The following is a 17,030-nucleotide window of genomic DNA, read 5'->3' on the forward strand; positions in this document are numbered from 1 at the left end:
AGATTTAAGGTTAACAAAAGATTGGCTGTCTGGGATAGATAGCCTTTTTTTATGCCCGCAAACTAACTATTGCCTGTTAAACTACAGGGATTGGATGCCAAGAAAATGTATAAGGTAAAAGAAATCAATCTGATGCCGAATAGTAAATCCAGCCTGGCTGCCAACGAAAAGACTTATTCCAGTGATTATCTGATGAAAGTGGGCATAGATGCTTTCACCACTAATCAAGCCTTTAGCCGCGTGATTGAGCTTACGGCAGATAACTTCCTACTGCCTTACTCATGCCAAGCCTTTGGCACGCTTGTGCCAAGGGCTTGGCATAGCAGTGCCAACGCAGTGGCACAACTGTGCCAAAGGCATGGCACAAACATTAAGAACAAAAGGGGAAACACCGTTCGTGGTGAATCCCCTTTCTCATACAATAAAACAATCAACTAATCTTCAATCGTTACAGCAGTTCCGTTGGCAGTTACCATCAGCATACTACCGCTGCCTCCTACTGTTTCATAATCCAGATCGACACCGATCACTGCATTGGCTCCTAACTTTGCTGCCTGTGCCTGCATCTCCTGCAAAGCTGTATCTTTTGCCATACGTAGTACTTCTTCATATGCACCGGAACGACCTCCTACAATATCCCGAATACTTGCAAACAAGTCACGGAATACATTGGCACCAATGATTGTCTCTCCGGAAACAATTCCGTAGTACTTTACTATTCGTTTTCCCTCAATGATGGGAGTTGTAGTCACTAACATGATCTTTTTCTTCTTTTTTAGTTGTTTACTATCCTATTAGACGCAGGATATCCCCAAAAGGTTGCAATGTCACCCTAAAAAAATTGCAGCTATACCGCAAATCAATGCGATATAGCCGCCAATTAGAGTTAAAGAGAGAGAGAATTTATAGAAAGCGCGGTCTCACGACCAACTTAATATACCTAAAATGATTTTTATTCTTTCTTATTAGACGCAGGAAACTTCAAATCACTGCACTTCAAAGAGACTTTTTTAGTTAAAGAATAAAAAAAATCGCTATTCTTGCAGGAATAGCGATTAATATCTTTAGAACATCTGGCTGACGCGTTCGATCCCAGCCACTAATGCGTCCACTTCCGATCGTGTATTGTACATGGCAAATGATGCACGTACCGTACCTTCGATTCCGAGCCGTTGCATCAACGGTTGCGCACAATGGTGCCCCGTGCGGACAGCGATACCTAAACGGTCTAACAATGTTCCCAAATCGAAATGATGAATATCTCCCACCAGAAATGAAATCACCGCTCCCCGATCTGCCGCCTCACCGAAAATACGCATATTGGGTATTTCCTTCAATCGCTTCAGCGCATACGTTGTCAGCTCGTGTTCATGAGCAGCGATTTGGTCGAGTCCGATGCCATTAACATAGTCAAGGGCTTTTGCCAGTCCGGTAGTACCGATGTAGTCCGGCGTACCGGCTTCAAACTTGAAAGGCAGTTCGTTGAAGGTAGTCTTTTCAAAAGAGACGTGCTGAATCATTTCTCCTCCTCCTTGATAAGGGGGCATACGGTCCAGCCATTCTTCCTTTCCATAAAGCACACCGACACCTGTCGGGCCGTAAACCTTATGTGCGGAGAACACCAGGAAATCGGCATCCAAGTCTTGCACATCCACCTTCATGTGGGGGATAGACTGTGCAGCATCCACTAGAAAAGGTACTCCATGCGCATGAGCCGTCGCAATCATTTCCTTGACAGGATTTACGGTTCCCAATACGTTCGACACCTGAACTACACTGACTATCTTTGTACGCTCGGTGAATAACTTTTCATATTCATCCAGCAACAGTTCGCCCTTGTCATTCATCGGAATGACCTTGATGGCAATTCCTTTGCGGGCAGCCAGAAGTTGCCAGGGAACGATATTACTGTGATGCTCCATCACCGAAAGGATCACTTCATCGCCTTCCTGCATAAACTCATCTCCAAAACTGGAAACAAGCAAATTGATACTTTCAGTCGTACCCCGTGTAAAGACGACCTCATTCGTGCTGCCGGCATTGATAAACTGCCGTACCGTCTCGCGGGAGGCTTCATGCAGTTCCGTTGCCTGCTGGGAAAGGTAATGTACTCCACGATGCACATTCGCATTCACAGAGTAATACTCATCTACCAGCGCATCCACCACCAGACGAGGTTTCTGAGTGGTCGCACCGTTATCGAAATAAACCAATGGTTTACCATACACCGTACGGCTCAATATCGGAAAGTCTTCACGTATCTTTTGAATATCCATTTTACTTATTCATCATTTACATATTGCACATCCCTGGCACTTGTTCAGTTCGCCACGGAAGCGTTTTTCTACCAACAGGTGCAGACGGTCTTTCAGTGCATCCAGACGAATCGTATCGATGACTTCATTGACGAATGCAAACATCAGAAGCAAGCGTGCTTCTTTCTCCGCTATTCCGCGTGCACGCATATAGAACAAAGCATTCTCGTCCAACTGCCCCACAGTTGCCCCGTGAGAGCATTTCACATCGTCCGCATAGATTTCAAGCTGCGGCTGCGTGTACATACGCGCATCGCGTGTGGCACAGAGGTTGCGGTTGGTCTGTTGAGAATTTGTATGCTGGGCATCAGGACGTACCAATACCAGTCCGGCAAAAGCACCGGTCGACTGGTCATCAAGCACGTACTTGAATAATTCATTACTGGTACAATTCGGTACTGCATGATCAATGGAGGTGTTATTGTCCACATGCTGGTTTTTATCAGCGATTGCCATACCGCAAAGATTAATCTCAGCCCCTTCGCCGGCTAGCAGAACTTCCGTTGTATTACGGGTAGTTCCGTTGTGCAGCGTCATGCCATTCAGCAAAACATTGCTGTTTGCTTCCTGCTTCACGTACAGGTTACTGATACGAACCGTACTTGTATGTGTTTCTTCAAGCTCATACATATCGAATACCGCATTCTCTCCAGCAAATACTTCGATCACCTGCGTTGCAAGGAAGTTCACATTATCCATCGCATGATCACAGATCAACAGGCGTGCCTGCGCTCCATCTTCCAGGATGATCAGCACGCGACGGTTCACCATGAAGTTAACATCTGCACGAAGGATATTCACCAGCTGGATGGGCTTCTCTACGATTACGTTCTTCGGAACATAGAAGATGGCTCCATCCTGTGCAAAAGTCGTATTGAAAGCTGTTACGCCATCCTTGGAGGTATCAGCCAGCTTGCCGTAGTACTTCTTCACCAGTTCGGGATGTTCCGCAGCGACTTCTTTGAGGCTGCCGAAGATGACTCCTTCCGGCAAATGAGTTTTAGGAAGCGCTTTATTATAAAATGCGTCGTTTACCACAAAATACAAGGCTGTGCTCATATTCGGGACATCACACTTAAACACTTCGTACGGATTGACCGGAATCTGAAGGCGGTTAAGGTTCAGACCGTAATCGGGCTCGAAATACTTGCTTATATCCGTGTATTTATACTTCTCCATCTTACGGGTCGGGAATCCGAGACGCTCAAAATCGGCAAAAGCAGCCGCACGGGGTGCATTCAGCACTTCCGCACTATGCTTGCAGATCATGGCTTCCGTCTGAGAGAAGAGATCTATGTATTGTTGTTCTACATTCATCGTTATTCTCCTACTTCTTTCTTAATCCAATCGTATCCCTTTTCTTCCAGTTCCAAGGCTAGTTCCGGTCCGGCGGTTTTCACAATACGACCTTTATAGAGTACGTGCACTATATCCGGTTTGATATAATCGAGCAGACGCTGATAGTGAGTGATGACGATCGTACTTGTTTCGGGAGTCTTGAGCTTATTCACGCCTTCCGCTACAATACGAAGGGCATCAATATCCAAACCGGAATCTGTCTCGTCAAGAATGCTCAGACGCGGTTCCAGCATTGCCATCTGGAAGATCTCGTTACGCTTCTTCTCACCACCGGAGAAACCTTCATTCACCGAACGGTTAGCAAGTTTATTGTCCAGTTCGACTACGGCACGCTTCTCACGCATCAGTTTCAGAAATTCGCTGGCAGTCAACGCAGGCAGACCTTTATACTTGCGTTGTTCATTGACAGCCGCCCGCATGAAGTTCACCATGCTTACTCCGGGGATTTCTACCGGATACTGGAAACTAAGGAAAATACCTTCATGACTACGGTCTTCCGGACTCAACTCCAGCAGATTCTTGCCATAGAAAGTGACCGAACCTTTTGTCACCTCAAAAGCAGGATTTCCCACCAAAACAGAAGAAAGCGTACTCTTTCCGGAACCGTTCGGCCCCATTATCGCATGTACTTCGCCCGGTTTCACCGTCAGGTTAATACCTTTCAATATCTCTTTGCCATTAATGCTGGCATGCAGGTCTTTTATCTCTAACATAAGCTTATTTATTTTTTATCCCACGCTTCCTTCCAACGAAATAGTAAGCAATTTCTGTGCTTCCACCGCAAACTCCATCGGAAGTTTATTTAATACTTCTTTCGCATATCCGTTAACAATCAGCCCGATAGCATCCTCTGTCGGGATTCCCCGCTGATTACAATAGAATATCTGATCTTCGCTGATCTTGCTGGTAGTCGCCTCATGCTCCACCACGGCCGTCTCATTATGGATATCCATATACGGGAAAGTATGCGCACCACATTTATCACCCAGCAGCAAAGAGTCACATTGGCTGTAATTGCGTGCATTATCGGCTTTTTCAGCTACACGTACCAGACCGCGATAAGAGTTCTCGCTATGTCCGGCAGAGATACCTTTGCTGACAATCGTGCTGCGGGTATTCTTTCCCAGATGAATCATTTTTGTTCCGGTATCTGCTTGCTGATAATTATTTGTCACGGCTACAGAATAAAACTCAGCCGTCGAATTATCGCCTGTCAATATGCAGGAAGGGTACTTCCACGTAATAGCCGAACCAGTTTCCACCTGTGTCCAGGACAGTTTGCTGTCCACCCCTTTGCAGTTGCCGCGTTTCGTCACAAAGTTATAGACTCCACCTTTACCTTCGGCATCACCCGGATACCAGTTCTGAACCGTACTGTATTTCACTTCTGCACGATCATGTACCACAATCTCCACGATAGCCGCATGCAACTGATTTTCATCACGCATCGGTGCGGTACATCCCTCCAGATAAGATACATACGAATCATCGTCCGCCACAATCAGCGTACGTTCAAACTGTCCCGTGTTACGGGCATTGATACGGAAATAAGTAGAAAGCTCCATCGGACAGCGTACTCCCTTCGGTATATAAACGAAAGAACCGTCAGAGAACACGGCCGAGTTCAAAGCAGCGAAGAAGTTATCCCGATAGCCTACTACCGAGCCCATATACTTCTTCACAAGGTCCGGATGTTCCCGTACCGCTTCACTAAAGGAGCAGAATATAATGCCTTTCTCCATCAACGTCTCTTTGAAAGTAGTCTTTACGGATACCGAGTCCATCACTGCATCCACAGCCATTCCGCTCAATGCCATCTGTTCTTCCAAGGGAATACCCAGTTTATTGAATGTCTTTATCAGTTCCGGATCTACTTCATCCATACTCTTTGGTCCTTCTTTCTTCTTCGTCGGATCGGCATAGTACGAAATTGCCTGATAATCGATCTCCGGAATACGGAGATGTGCCCAAGTCGGCATTTCCAGCGTCAGCCAATGGCGATACGCTTTCAGTCGGAACTCCAGCAGCCATTCGGGTTCATCTTTTTTCGATGAAATCAGACGGACTACATCTTCGTTGAGTCCACGCTCAATAACATCGGTGTGTACTTCCGTGGTGAAGCCATATTTGTACTTCTCCTGCGTCAGTTCCTTTACATATTTATTGGGTTCTTCTTGTTGCATCTTTATTATCTAATATATATTGTTGCGTTATATTCTTAGCAGCAGGGAAAAAGATTCCCGCAAACGTTTCCATAGGATAATATAACAATGATTCGCTCTTTTTTGTTGCACTAATTAACTTATTATCGCTATCGATAAACTCTATCACACAGATCACAAGGCTCGTTAGCAACAGAAATTTGAGTGCTCCCAATCCACTTCCCAGCCAACGGTTCAGCCACCCCAGTGAAATAGCTTCCATCGCTTTCGTCAGCAAGGACGCCACTAACGTGAATATCAGCGGAACAGCGATCCAGATGACAATAAAAGCCAATACCTGTGCAACCGTCATCGAGTCCGTCACAGCCGGACAAAGCTTCTCCGCCAACGTTGCATACAAAGCCTTTGCTGCCAGCAAACCGACGACCAATCCCAGAATAGAAGCCAGCTGACGGATAAAGCCTTTCATAAAACCCGCCACCACACCGGCACCTATTATAATAAGGATGATTATATCAATCGTTGTCATTATCTCTTTTTAAAAGAAAAAGGAGGCACGGAGTTGTAAATCCACTCTGTGCCTCCGTATATTCCCGATTCAGTACAATTTATAACGTCTGTTTCACTTCTATTTCTTCGAATGTCTCGATCATATCGCCTACCTTCATGTCGTTGCAGTTCACCAGACTGATACCGCACTCGAAGTTTGTACCTACTTCCTTCACGTCGTCCTTGAAGCGTTTCAGTGCATTGATGTTTCCGGTGAAGATAACGATACCATCGCGGATCAGACGAGCCTTGTCGCTTCGTTTCACTTTTCCGGTCTTCACTACCGCACCGGCCACAAGTCCCACTTTCGTGATATTGAACACTTCGCGAATTTCGATCGTAGCTGTAATCTGTTCTTTCAGTTCCGGAGCCAACATACCTTCCATAGCGGCCTTCACCTCTTCGATTGCATCGTAGATGACGGAATACTTACGGATATCGACACCTTCCTGTTCCGCCATCTTAGCGGCAGCACCCGAAGGACGTACCTGGAATCCGACGATAATCGCATCCGAAGCAGCAGCCAATGATACATCCGATTCGGAGATAGCACCCACGCCTTTATGAATCACATTTACCTGGATCTGTTCAGTAGACAACTTGATCAACGAGTCGCTCAATGCTTCTACAGAACCGTCCACGTCACCCTTGACGATGATGTTCAATTCCTGGAAGTTACCCAAAGCAATACGACGGCCAAGTTCGTCCAAGGTCAGGATCTTCTGTGTACGCAAGCCTTGTTCACGAGCCAGCTGTTCACGTTTGTTCGTGATCTCACGGGCTTCCTGATCGCTTTCAACTACATGGAACGTATCACCTGCAGCAGGAGCACCGTTCAGTCCCAGAATCAATGCCGGTTCGGCCGGTCCCGCTTCTTTCACGCGCTGATTACGTTCGTTGAACATGGCTTTCACACGTCCGTAGCTGGTTCCTGCCAATACGATATCTCCTACTTTCAAAGTACCATTCGATACCAGCACGGTAGCTACATAACCACGTCCCTTATCCAATGAAGATTCAATGATGGATCCTGTTGCATTGCGGTTCGGATTTGCCTTCAAATCAAGCATTTCAGCTTCCAGCAATACTTTTTCCATCAAATCTTCCACACCCATACCTTTCTTGGCAGAGATATCTTGTGACTGATATTTACCACCCCATTCTTCCACGAGATAGTTCATTGCAGCCAGTTCTTCTTTAATCTTGTCCGGATTAGCAGTCGGCTTATCTACCTTATTGATTGCAAATACAATAGGTACACCTGCTGCCATCGCATGATTGATCGCTTCCTTCGTCTGCGGCATCACGTTATCATCGGCTGCCACAATAATGATCGCAATATCCGTTACTTTCGCACCACGGGCACGCATAGCAGTAAACGCCTCGTGTCCCGGAGTATCCAGGAACGTAATACGGCGTCCGTCTTCCAACTGTACGTTGTAAGCACCGATGTGCTGTGTAATACCTCCGGCTTCACCGGCAATTACATTCGCCTTACGGATGTAGTCAAGCAAGGATGTCTTACCGTGGTCAACGTGTCCCATCACCGTTACGATCGGAGCACGTGGCTGCAAATCTTCCGGAGCATCTTCTTCTTCCACGATAGCCTGTGCCACTTCCGCACTTACATATTCGGTCTTGAAACCAAACTCTTCGGCTACCAGATTGATTGTTTCCGCATCCAGACGCTGGTTGATGGAAACCATCATACCGATACTCATACAAGTTGCAATAACCTGATTGACTGATACGTCCATCATTGTAGCCAACTCGTTAGCCGTTACGAACTCAGTCAGCTTCAGTACCTTGCTTTCTGCCATTTCCTGATCTTCCAGTTCCTGCATACGGTTGGAAGCCATTTCACGTTTTTCCTTGCGGTACTTAGAAGTCTTGTTCTTACCCTTGGTTGTCAGACGTGCCAAAGTTTCTTTTACCTGCTTTGCTACATCTTCTTCGCTAACCTCCTGCTTGATAACCGGCTTCTTGAAGCGATCCTTATTATTATTCTTCTTGTTATTATTATTGCCCTGTCCCTGGCCTTGACCCTGAGGACGGGGATGGTTACCACCACCTTTACCGGTCTGAGTATTGGGTCTCGGAGCAGCAAAGTTGGAAGTTGCCACATTGTTGACATCCACCTTTTCTTTGTTGATACGATTCCGTTTCTTTCTGGCAGCATCGGCATTATTATCTTTTACGCCCGGTTTTGCCTGTTTACTGTCCTCTTTACGGATTTCCTTGATGATAGCTTCCTTCATCAGTTTCTTCTGATCCTGACGAACTTTTTCTTTTTCTTCGCGTTCACGGCGTTTTTCTTCCTTCGATTTCTTCTTAGGACGGGTAGACTGGTTCAATGCAGCCAGGTCAATCTGACCGATGACATTGATCTTCGCTCCCAGTTCCGGTTGACGGATTTTAAACACCTCATTTTCTTTCGACGCATTTTCTTCAGTCGGAGTTGTCACTGTTGCAGTTACTTCTGCCGTTCTTTCTACTTTACGTTCTTCTGCCTTCACAGGTGCAGTTTCTACCACCTTCGGCTCTTCTTTCTTTACTTCTTCCACTACTACTTTCTCAACTTCTACCGGTTTTGTCTCCACTGCAGGTTTCGGCGCTACTACTGGCTGTTCTACCGGAGCAGATGCCGGTGCAGGTTTCGGTGCAATTACTTCCACCTTTTCCACTTTCGGCTCTTCCTTTTTCACTTCGGGTTCAACCACTGGTTTCTCAACGACTGTTTTTTCAGCAACGGGTTGCTTTACCACAGGTTGTTCTACTACAGGTTCTACTTTCTTTTCCGGCGCTTTTTCTACTTTATCTGTTCTCCGACCGCTGAATTTATCCAAATCTATTTTTCCGACAGGTTTAAACTTAGGACGTGCATCCTCCGGTACGACTGTCTTAATCACATCTTCCGACTTCGGTTTCTCCTGCTGCTTCTCGAAGCCCTCGATAGATACCGATGCCTTATTACGTTCCTTATTCTGACGTTCCTGGATGAAACGCTCCGATTCAAGTCTAAGGTTCTTGTCTGTACTAAACTCTTTAACGAGCACAGCGTACTGCTCCTCACTAATTTTGGTATTAGGATTAGCCTCAACGGTATACCCTTTCTTTTGCAGGAACTCAACTACCGTCGCGATTCCTACATTCAAATCTCTTGTAACTTTGTTTAACCTTATCGTCATATTTAAAATTTAATGAATAAATGGAGCGAAGAAAATTCAATCGTAATGCATATTACTCTTGTGTTGGTTCAGCTTCAGGTTCCGCCTCTGTCTCAGGCTCCATCTCTGCTGCCGGTTCTTCTTCAAACTCCGATTTCAAAATACGTATTACCTCGTCCACTGTCTCTTCTTCCAGGTCCGTCTTTTCAATCAACATCTCGCGAGGCGCATTCAACACAGCCTTCGCTGTATCGATACCGATAGCCTTGATTGCATCAATCACCCATCCGTCGATTTCATCTCTGAACTCGTCGAGATAGATATCCTCGTCAGCCACATTCTCATCCAATTCACGGAACACGTCGATAGTGTACTCAGTCAACATACTGGCCAGCTTGATATTCAAACCGCCTTTACCAATAGCAAGCGATACCTCTTCCGGTTTAAGGAATACCTCAGCCTTTTTCTCTTCCTCATTCAGACGGATAGAAGAAATCTTAGCCGGGCTCAAAGCACGCTGGATAAACAATGAAATGTTCGATGTATAATTAATCACGTCGATATTTTCATTGCGTAATTCACGAACAATCCCATGAATACGGCTTCCTTTTACACCTACGCAGGCGCCTACGGGATCGATTCTGTCATCATAAGATTCCACTGCGATCTTGGCACGTTCGCCAGGGATACGGGCAATCTTTTTAATGGTAATCAAACCATCATTGATTTCAGGTACTTCCATTTCAAACAGACGTTGCAGGAAAACGGGAGAAGTACGTGACAAAATAATCTTCGGATTATTGTTCTTGTTGTCTACGCGGGCAACCACTGCACGGGCTGTTTCACCTTTGCGATAAAAGTCGCTCGGGATCTGTTCAGTCTTAGGCAACAGCAGTTCGTTTCCTTCATCGTCCAGAAGCAACATTTCCTTTTTCCAGATCTGGTATACTTCCGCGTTGATGATTGTACCTACTTTATCAATATATTTATTATAAATACTGTCTTTTTCAAGTTCCAGAATCTTTGAAGCCAGTGTCTGGCGAAGATTCAGGATAGCACGACGTCCGAACTTGGCAAAGATCACCTCATCAGTCACTTCTTCGCCTTCTTCGTATGAAGCATCGATTTTCTGTGCTTCTGTCAGCGAAATCTGCATATTGGGGTTTGTCAAATCTTCATCGGCCACAACTTCACGGTTACGCCATATCTCGAAGTCACCCTTGTCCGGGTTCACGATCACGTCGTAATTCTCATCGGTGCCAAACATTTTCGCGATTACGCTACGGAACGACTCTTCAAGTACGCTAACCATCGTCGTTCTATCGATATTCTTCAGTTCCTTAAATTCCGAAAATGTATCAATCAAGCTGATTGTTTCTTCTTTTTTGGCCATAACTATTTAAAGCTAATTAAGTATTTAGTATATTTTATTTGCTCATAAGTGAAGGTTTCGTCCTCTTCGATCAGCTTCGGACGCTTGGAACCTTCGAGTTTTACCTTCTTCTCTACGCCTACCGTAAACTTCTCTTCATCGGCATCTTTCAGGATACCTGCCAGTTTACGTCCGTCTCTGGTCACTACTTCCACCTCTTGTCCGATGTGGATGTAATACTGTTGCAGCACTTTAAAGGGTTGTCCGATACCGGCAGAGCCCACTTCCAATTCATAATCTTCCTCTTCACGGTTCAGTTTCGACTCGATAAAGCGGCTAAGCTCTACGCAGTCTTCAATCCAAACTCCTTCTGCGTGGTCTATTTCGACCACGATCTTGTCATCCGGGCTCACGGTCACCTCTACCAGAAAGTAGTCTTTTCCTTCCAGCCACTCTTCAACAATCTGACAAACAGTTTTCTTTTCTATCATTTATTAACTATATAAGAACAAAAAAAGGAGCTTAATCGCCCCTCCACCTTTCATCCATTTCGGTTGCAAAGATATAAATAATCTATTCGACTACAAAACATTAAAGAAAAAAAGTATGAATTAACAGTCGTATATCAGGCACAAACACCAATATCTAATCATCAACCCAGGAATTCAGATAGTTTTGAGAATCCTTACAGCCTTGAGCTGCGGCTTTTTGGAACCACTTTTTAGCCTTGGCTTTATCTACTGCCACTCCCTGACCGTAAAACAGCATGGTAGCAACCGTAAACTGAGCGGATTCCACCCCTCTCTCTGCCGCACGACAAAAATATGGGAACGATTTCGCAATGTCTTTTCTCACTCCATGTCCGTTATAATAAATTGAGCCCAAATTATTCAGCGCCAACGGATAGTCACTCTTTACCGCCTCTTCATAATATTCACGCGCGACATCGTAATCTATTTCCACCCCTTTGCCAAAATGGTACATCATTCCTAAATTATAAGCAGCGGCAGCTTCTCCCATACTTGCAGCTTTCAGGAAACACTCCTGGGCATCTTCAAATTTTCCTTCATCCAGGAAGATAATTCCCAAATCATTGATCCGCCCGGAAGTTATATTTTTAGCTTTCATCAGATATTGCTTTTCAGCCGTAGCCATATCCACAGAAATAATAACTGTCGAAGAATTGGAAAAAGATCCGCTATATTCACATTTCACTTTTTTCCCGTACTCACAGCTATAAACTTCCAGCTGATAGAAATCCTCACTGACAGAATAGTTACCAGTTTCATAAGCATCCAGTTTTCCTTTTCTCTCACCATTCAGGAATATTTCGGCAGCATGATCAGAAGTTACTTTCACTCTCCGCTTAACGAACAGCTGATTGAGCAGTTTTCCGAATAACCCCTGCGCACCGGCATTACTACCGTCTGCAGAAGCGACATTCGAAGCCGGTTGAAAGCCGGGAGGTGAAATTGTATCCACAGCCGGATGTTGCAACAAATCAAGTATGACCGCAGCCAGCTCACTAAACTTCTCTTCCGGATTAGGATAAGCATTCAGCCAGTGTTTATCATTCAGCATCAGTTTCATAGACCCTTTCAGATCAGTAGGATCTATGCGGAAAGGTATAATAGGCTTATTGCTGCTAAAGCCAATATTCAGTTCACTACGCACCCAGCGGGATATTTGAGACGTTTCAGAAAAGACAATCAGGAACACTTTACAGGTCACAATAGCTTCTTCAATAATATCACCATACTCCGCTCCGGGTCTTATGTCACGCGGAGCCATCCAACACTTGATCCTGTTACTTTCTAATGCATGACATATTGCCTGTGCCGTCTGTATATTGGCACTTGAATAGCTAATAAACACTTCATGATCCATAATCTTTATTGTATATATTCAACTTAGGTTTACACACTCCACGACACCGATACAATCCTGAATTCAGACGGATGTTGGTTGCTAAGATAATGAAATTCTTAGTAATACAAAAAATAATTGTATCTTTACACCGCAATAATTAAAAATACAACGGCTATGGCACATCATCTCAACACCAACAAACAGTTTATGGTCGGCAATGGCATTCTGGCTTTTGCCGTCATTTTTGTCGTAGTTATTTTCATTTATATGAGCTTACGCCTGCAACGGGAAAACCAGGCAGAACGACATTATATTGAAACTTATACGATCAGCCTGGTAAAAGGATTTGCCGGAGATTCCATTTCGCTATTCGTCAATGACAGCCTTATCGCCAATCAAGTCATGCAGGAAGAAGCCTTTACGGTAGAGGTCGGTCGGTTTGCAGAACAAAGCGCACTGATGATTGTAGACAATAAAACGGAAATAGCATCCGTTTTCGATCTCAGCGAGAAGGGAGGAACTTATCAGTTTGAAAAAGAAACGGACGGAATCAAACAGCTTGCTAAATAAGAGTCTGCTTAATATCAGGAGTTCCTTATCCCAAGCATCTTATATCTCTGTGCGATACTTCTTCAATTCTTTACGCAAAGCAAGGGCCTTGCCATCTGTGAACCGGTTCAGCAAGTCCCAGAAACGCTCACCGTGATTCATCTCACGAGTATGGCACAACTCGTGCAGAAGCACATAGTCGATCAGGTGGGAAGGCAACAGGACAAGATAATAGGACAGATTTATATTTTTTCTCGCCGAGCAACTCCCCCAGCGTCCCTGGCTGGAGTTTATCTTCACGCTGGCATAAGACAATCCACATTGCGCCGAAAGATGCTCCAAACGAGGAGGAAGAATACTTTTCGCATTCCGCCTCAAAGATTCTTCAATCACTTTACGCAACCAGTTCTGTAAATTTTCATCAGTAAAATCCGCTTGAGGCGGACAAACGATCTGCATGACACCCAATCGCGAATTAGCCAGAAACTGCTCCTTTTCACCTAAGATGAGAGATAGTTTGAAATGCTCGGCATCAATCTTATAGTCCAAGTCAATCAACGGACGGGCAACCTTCTGACGGGAAAGCAGCAACTTACTACGAAGATTCTCAATAGCACGCTTCACCTCTTTCGTCGTGGTGCCGGGAGGTACCGAAACGTAGACCGCATCGCTTTTGGTACGAAACACCAAACTGCGGGCACGTGGATTGACACGTACTATCAAACTTCCCAATTCATCATCTTCTATCACTGTATCCATTTTCTCCTCCTTAACCGATGCTGCAAAAATAATAAAAAAAGAAGCCGGTGGCGAAAAAAGTGATATTCAATGCAACTTTATAGTAACTCGCAACGTCTAATCCATATAAACTCATATTAAAATCAACTATCAATTATGAAAAGAAACACATTGACTGCATGGCTGCTCGGAATAATTCTGATATTCTCCGCCACCTCCTGTTTTAATGGCCCTATTGTGAAAGGCAGTAAAAACTACATCACCAAAAAAGAGAATCTGGAACATTTCAATGACATCAGCATGTCCGGAAGTGCCAACATCATCTACCAGCAAGACTCCTCCTCCCGCATCGAGATTTACGGTTCGGACAATATCGTAGAACTCCTGGAAACAAAAGTAAACGGAAAAACATTGAATATAAAATTTAAAAAGAATGTCAATATCATCGACAAGGGCAAACTAGAGATCAAAGTTTTCTCACCGGACCTGAACGGACTGACACTCAACGGATCGGGTGGCATTCTCTTTGCGAACGGCATTCACACCGAGGGAGATCTTAAAGTAACGATTAACGGTTCGGGCAATTTAGGAGGAAGCACATTCGATACCGGACATCTGGCCATCTCAATTCATGGTTCGGGTGATGTCAGACTCAAACAAATCGACAGCAAAACCTGCTCTGCAAGCATTTCCGGATCGGGCAACATCACCCTTGACGGCATGACAGACGCAGCAAAGTACAACATATCAGGATCCGGCAACATCAAAGCTGTCGCTCTGGAAGCTACGGACGTATATGCAGGCATCTCAGGTTCGGGTAACATCAGCTGCTTCGTCAACGGCAAACTAGGCGGGCACGTCAGCGGAAGCGGCAACGTCGCTTACAAAGGAAATCCTCAGGCTATTGATTTCCCTCACAAGAAGCTCCGCAAACTAGACTAAATCCATAAACATCCCAAAAACATAAAAGGGCTACTGCATCTCGCGGTAGCCCATTTATTTAGTTAGTTTCATTATAAAAAATTTGAGAGAATTGAAAACTTCACAGTTTCGCTTTCGATGTTGTTTTAATTAAAGCACACTAACTATATTATATGTTTAAAGCAAATGAAAATGTCTATTCTTTCATAACCTGCACCTTGTTGATCTTCGCAAGGCTGTCAGCCAATGCCTGATCTGCTTTCAGCTCATTTGACAGAGCTACCGACGGTGCGGTCACCTGTTTACCAATGGTATCCGTTGCCAATACTCTTCCATCATCTCCGGAAAAAGAATGTTGCGCTACATTTCCTAATGAAAGGATGATTGCAATCACAGCAGCGGCCTTGAACAGGGGGATGAATCTTCCTGTCAGTGTCAGACGCTTTGCCTTCACTACCGGAGTTTCCACCTGTGCCAGAATACGTGCGTCAAAGTCTTCGCCCAGTCCTACCTCCTGCTGAACCTGCTGATAAACAAACAAGTTTTTATAGCGGAGCAAATGAGCGGGTACTTCCTCCTTTGTGAAGAAGTCGCGCAACACAGATTCCTCCTCCACGGAAGTTTCGCATTGCCAATATCGCTCCAGGAGCTGTTCTATATCCTTATAATCCATATTCGTCAATTTCTAAATACCTTTGTTTTACCTTTTGTCTGGCTCTGAAAAGGTTCACTTTCACTTGTTCCTCTGTCAGATTCAGAAGGGTTGCAATTTTCTTATAGCTTTCACCTTCAATGTCCCTCAGTTGCATGATAAGCCGCTGTTTTTCGGGAAGTTCGTTCACCAGTCTATTGATAATGTTCATTTTCTCATCATGAACCAACTGGTCATACGGACTGTTTGCATCAGGTTCTTCCTCCATTTCGGGGGTGATTTCCACATTCTGAGCTTCTTTCTTCTGGCTCCGGTCTATAGCCAGATTCTTTGCCACTATCAGACAATAGGCTTCAACCGATTCAAATTGCGACCACTCATCACGCTTGTTCCACACTCTTATCATGGTGTCCTGAACGACATCCTCGGCTTCTGCCCTATCCAGGGTTATTCTGAGCGCCAGTCGAAAGAGTTTATCCTTCAACGGCAAAATATCGTTTCGGAAGCTGATCTCTTGCATCTCTATAATAATGACGGGCTGGGATACGAAAAGTTACAGACGCCCATTACTTTTTTTGAATTATTTTTTTATCCGCGTTCCTTCGCTGCCTTTAATCGCTGATGCTAAGGTAATTACAACTTCTGTAACTCCTGCATTAATTGCTTCAAAAGAATTTTCCAACTTAGGAATCATGCCACCTTGAATAACGCCGTCAGCAACGTATTGTTCGAATTCGGCACGGGTAATCTCAGGGATCACACTATCGTCATCATTCTCGTCACGCAGCACACCTTTCTTTTCGAAGCAGTACACCAGCGTCACGTCAAACAGCACCGACAAAGCCTTTGCCGTCTCTCCGGCAATGGTATCCGCATTTGTATTCAGCATATTACCTTGACCATCGTGTGTCAACGGTGCCATCACGGGCACCACTCCTTTATGAATCAGATCAGCCAGCAAAGAAGCATCTACCTTCTCCACATCGCCCACGAAACCATAATCAACCTCTTTCACCGGACGCTTTACCGATCGGATCACATTCATATCCGCCCCGGTCAGTCCAAGAGCGTTCACTCCACGGGCCTGCAACCCGGCAACAATATTCTTGTTTACCAGACCACCATACACCATCGTTACCACTTTCAACGTTTCCGCATCGGTAATACGACGACCATTTACCATTTTGCTTTCAATACCTAGTTGTGCGGCAATCTTTGTTGCCGAGCGACCGCCGCCGTGAACCAGCACTTTATGTCCGCTGATGGCGGCAAAGTCATTCAACAACTGAAGAAGGGTGGCTTCCTCTTCTACGATTTTTCCACCCACCTTAATTACAGTTAGTTTTTCCCTCATTTTTTATTCAATTCTAATAAGTT

The 17,030-nt window shown here is 44.9% G+C and carries 16 protein-coding genes and 1 pseudogene; 3 read left to right on the top strand and 14 right to left on the bottom strand.

The genetic code is table 11. The features are described from left to right. Nucleotides 1-66 precede the first annotated feature (66 nt). Nucleotides 67-261, top strand: a pseudogene (locus DW640_RS23920) (GH36 C-terminal domain-containing protein); the annotation flags it as partial. A 173-nt stretch (nucleotides 262-434) separates the two neighbouring features. On the opposite strand, the gene DW640_RS04130 reads toward DW640_RS23920, so the two are convergent. The 10 genes from DW640_RS04130 to DW640_RS04175 form a co-directional block, all read right to left on the bottom strand. Next, nucleotides 435-758, bottom strand: a complete 324-nt coding sequence (locus DW640_RS04130) for a heavy metal-binding domain-containing protein (protein ID WP_008767610.1) — start codon at nucleotides 756-758, stop codon at nucleotides 435-437. A 306-nt stretch (nucleotides 759-1,064) separates the two neighbouring features. After that, the gene (locus DW640_RS04135) at nucleotides 1,065-2,276 is read right to left on the bottom strand and encodes a cysteine desulfurase (protein ID WP_048698610.1); all 1,212 of its coding nucleotides are present in this window, start codon (nucleotides 2,274-2,276) and stop codon (nucleotides 1,065-1,067) included. 12 nt (nucleotides 2,277-2,288) lie between these two features. Then, nucleotides 2,289-3,632: a Fe-S cluster assembly protein SufD gene (gene sufD, locus DW640_RS04140; RefSeq protein ID WP_048698608.1), complete on the bottom strand. Its 1,344-nt coding sequence runs from the start codon at nucleotides 3,630-3,632 to the stop codon at nucleotides 2,289-2,291. Between the two features lie 2 nt (nucleotides 3,633-3,634). Further along, complete coding sequence (sufC, locus tag DW640_RS04145; RefSeq protein WP_008763669.1) at nucleotides 3,635-4,387, bottom strand: Fe-S cluster assembly ATPase SufC; 753 nt, start codon at nucleotides 4,385-4,387, stop codon at nucleotides 3,635-3,637. A gap of 15 nt (nucleotides 4,388-4,402) precedes the next feature. After that, nucleotides 4,403-5,857 carry a Fe-S cluster assembly protein SufB gene (gene sufB, locus DW640_RS04150; protein ID WP_008767607.1) on the bottom strand — a complete coding sequence of 485 codons (1,455 nt, stop codon included), beginning with the start codon at nucleotides 5,855-5,857 and terminating at the stop codon, nucleotides 4,403-4,405. Beyond that, nucleotides 5,835-6,365, bottom strand: coding sequence for a CvpA family protein (locus DW640_RS04155; RefSeq protein ID WP_008767606.1), 531 nt, complete (start codon nucleotides 6,363-6,365; stop codon nucleotides 5,835-5,837). The genes sufB and DW640_RS04155 overlap by 23 nt, the downstream gene beginning before the upstream one ends. 79 nt (nucleotides 6,366-6,444) lie before the next feature. Then, complete coding sequence (infB, locus tag DW640_RS04160) at nucleotides 6,445-9,573, bottom strand: translation initiation factor IF-2 (protein WP_016269329.1); 3,129 nt, start codon at nucleotides 9,571-9,573, stop codon at nucleotides 6,445-6,447. Between the two features lie 52 nt (nucleotides 9,574-9,625). Continuing rightward, nucleotides 9,626-10,945 (bottom strand): transcription termination factor NusA, encoded by a 1,320-nt coding sequence (nusA, locus tag DW640_RS04165; protein WP_008763665.1) that lies wholly within the window; start codon nucleotides 10,943-10,945, stop codon nucleotides 9,626-9,628. A 2-nt stretch (nucleotides 10,946-10,947) separates the two neighbouring features. Further along, nucleotides 10,948-11,415, bottom strand: coding sequence for a ribosome assembly cofactor RimP (gene rimP / locus DW640_RS04170; protein WP_008763664.1), 468 nt, complete (start codon nucleotides 11,413-11,415; stop codon nucleotides 10,948-10,950). A gap of 154 nt (nucleotides 11,416-11,569) precedes the next feature. Then, entirely contained in the window at nucleotides 11,570-12,811 is a 1,242-nt protein-coding gene (locus tag DW640_RS04175; protein ID WP_117577434.1) for a toll/interleukin-1 receptor domain-containing protein, read from the bottom strand. A 156-nt stretch (nucleotides 12,812-12,967) separates the two neighbouring features. Between DW640_RS04175 and DW640_RS04180 the strand changes: the two genes are divergently transcribed. Then, a complete protein-coding gene (locus DW640_RS04180; protein ID WP_008763662.1) occupies nucleotides 12,968-13,363 on the top strand; it encodes a hypothetical protein in 396 nt (131 codons plus the stop codon). Between the two features lie 39 nt (nucleotides 13,364-13,402). Here the strand turns inward: DW640_RS04180 and DW640_RS04185 are convergent, their stop codons facing one another. Then, nucleotides 13,403-14,101 (bottom strand): SprT family zinc-dependent metalloprotease, encoded by a 699-nt coding sequence (locus DW640_RS04185; RefSeq protein WP_008767602.1) that lies wholly within the window; start codon nucleotides 14,099-14,101, stop codon nucleotides 13,403-13,405. Between the two features lie 135 nt (nucleotides 14,102-14,236). Between DW640_RS04185 and DW640_RS04190 the strand changes: the two genes are divergently transcribed. Next, the gene (locus tag DW640_RS04190; RefSeq protein ID WP_016269328.1) at nucleotides 14,237-15,022 is read left to right on the top strand and encodes a head GIN domain-containing protein; all 786 of its coding nucleotides are present in this window, start codon (nucleotides 14,237-14,239) and stop codon (nucleotides 15,020-15,022) included. A gap of 175 nt (nucleotides 15,023-15,197) precedes the next feature. Here the strand turns inward: DW640_RS04190 and DW640_RS04195 are convergent, their stop codons facing one another. The 3 genes from DW640_RS04195 to argB are packed head-to-tail and all read right to left on the bottom strand — an operon-like array spanning nucleotide 15,198 to nucleotide 17,007. Further along, nucleotides 15,198-15,674 (bottom strand): hypothetical protein, encoded by a 477-nt coding sequence (locus DW640_RS04195; RefSeq protein WP_054958860.1) that lies wholly within the window; start codon nucleotides 15,672-15,674, stop codon nucleotides 15,198-15,200. Further along, entirely contained in the window at nucleotides 15,664-16,173 is a 510-nt protein-coding gene (locus DW640_RS04200) for an RNA polymerase sigma factor (RefSeq protein WP_008763658.1), read from the bottom strand. The genes DW640_RS04195 and DW640_RS04200 overlap by 11 nt, the downstream gene beginning before the upstream one ends. 60 nt (nucleotides 16,174-16,233) lie before the next feature. After that, nucleotides 16,234-17,007, bottom strand: a complete 774-nt coding sequence (gene argB / locus DW640_RS04205) for an acetylglutamate kinase (protein WP_117577436.1) — start codon at nucleotides 17,005-17,007, stop codon at nucleotides 16,234-16,236. Nucleotides 17,008-17,030 lie beyond the last annotated feature (23 nt).

Source organism: Bacteroides sp. AM23-12, from assembly GCF_003434395.1.
Lineage (GTDB): Bacteria > Bacteroidota > Bacteroidia > Bacteroidales > Bacteroidaceae > Bacteroides > Bacteroides thetaiotaomicron.

Coding starts and splice junctions, on each gene's coding strand:
- DW640_RS04180 (WP_008763662.1), top strand. CDS start 12,968: ATGGCACATCATCTCAACACCAACAAACAGTTTATGGTCGGCAATGGC.
- DW640_RS04200 (WP_008763658.1), bottom strand. CDS start 16,173: ATGCAAGAGATCAGCTTCCGAAACGATATTTTGCCGTTGAAGGATAAA.
- DW640_RS04195 (WP_054958860.1), bottom strand. CDS start 15,674: ATGGATTATAAGGATATAGAACAGCTCCTGGAGCGATATTGGCAATGC.
- DW640_RS04135 (WP_048698610.1), bottom strand. CDS start 2,276: ATGGATATTCAAAAGATACGTGAAGACTTTCCGATATTGAGCCGTACG.
- infB (WP_016269329.1), bottom strand. CDS start 9,573: ATGACGATAAGGTTAAACAAAGTTACAAGAGATTTGAATGTAGGAATC.
- sufC (WP_008763669.1), bottom strand. CDS start 4,387: ATGTTAGAGATAAAAGACCTGCATGCCAGCATTAATGGCAAAGAGATA.
- DW640_RS04185 (WP_008767602.1), bottom strand. CDS start 14,101: ATGGATACAGTGATAGAAGATGATGAATTGGGAAGTTTGATAGTACGT.
- sufD (WP_048698608.1), bottom strand. CDS start 3,632: ATGAATGTAGAACAACAATACATAGATCTCTTCTCTCAGACGGAAGCC.
- DW640_RS04190 (WP_016269328.1), top strand. CDS start 14,237: ATGAAAAGAAACACATTGACTGCATGGCTGCTCGGAATAATTCTGATA.
- sufB (WP_008767607.1), bottom strand. CDS start 5,857: ATGCAACAAGAAGAACCCAATAAATATGTAAAGGAACTGACGCAGGAG.
- argB (WP_117577436.1), bottom strand. CDS start 17,007: ATGAGGGAAAAACTAACTGTAATTAAGGTGGGTGGAAAAATCGTAGAA.
- DW640_RS04175 (WP_117577434.1), bottom strand. CDS start 12,811: ATGGATCATGAAGTGTTTATTAGCTATTCAAGTGCCAATATACAGACG.
- nusA (WP_008763665.1), bottom strand. CDS start 10,945: ATGGCCAAAAAAGAAGAAACAATCAGCTTGATTGATACATTTTCGGAA.
- DW640_RS04130 (WP_008767610.1), bottom strand. CDS start 758: ATGTTAGTGACTACAACTCCCATCATTGAGGGAAAACGAATAGTAAAG.
- DW640_RS04155 (WP_008767606.1), bottom strand. CDS start 6,365: ATGACAACGATTGATATAATCATCCTTATTATAATAGGTGCCGGTGTG.
- rimP (WP_008763664.1), bottom strand. CDS start 11,415: ATGATAGAAAAGAAAACTGTTTGTCAGATTGTTGAAGAGTGGCTGGAA.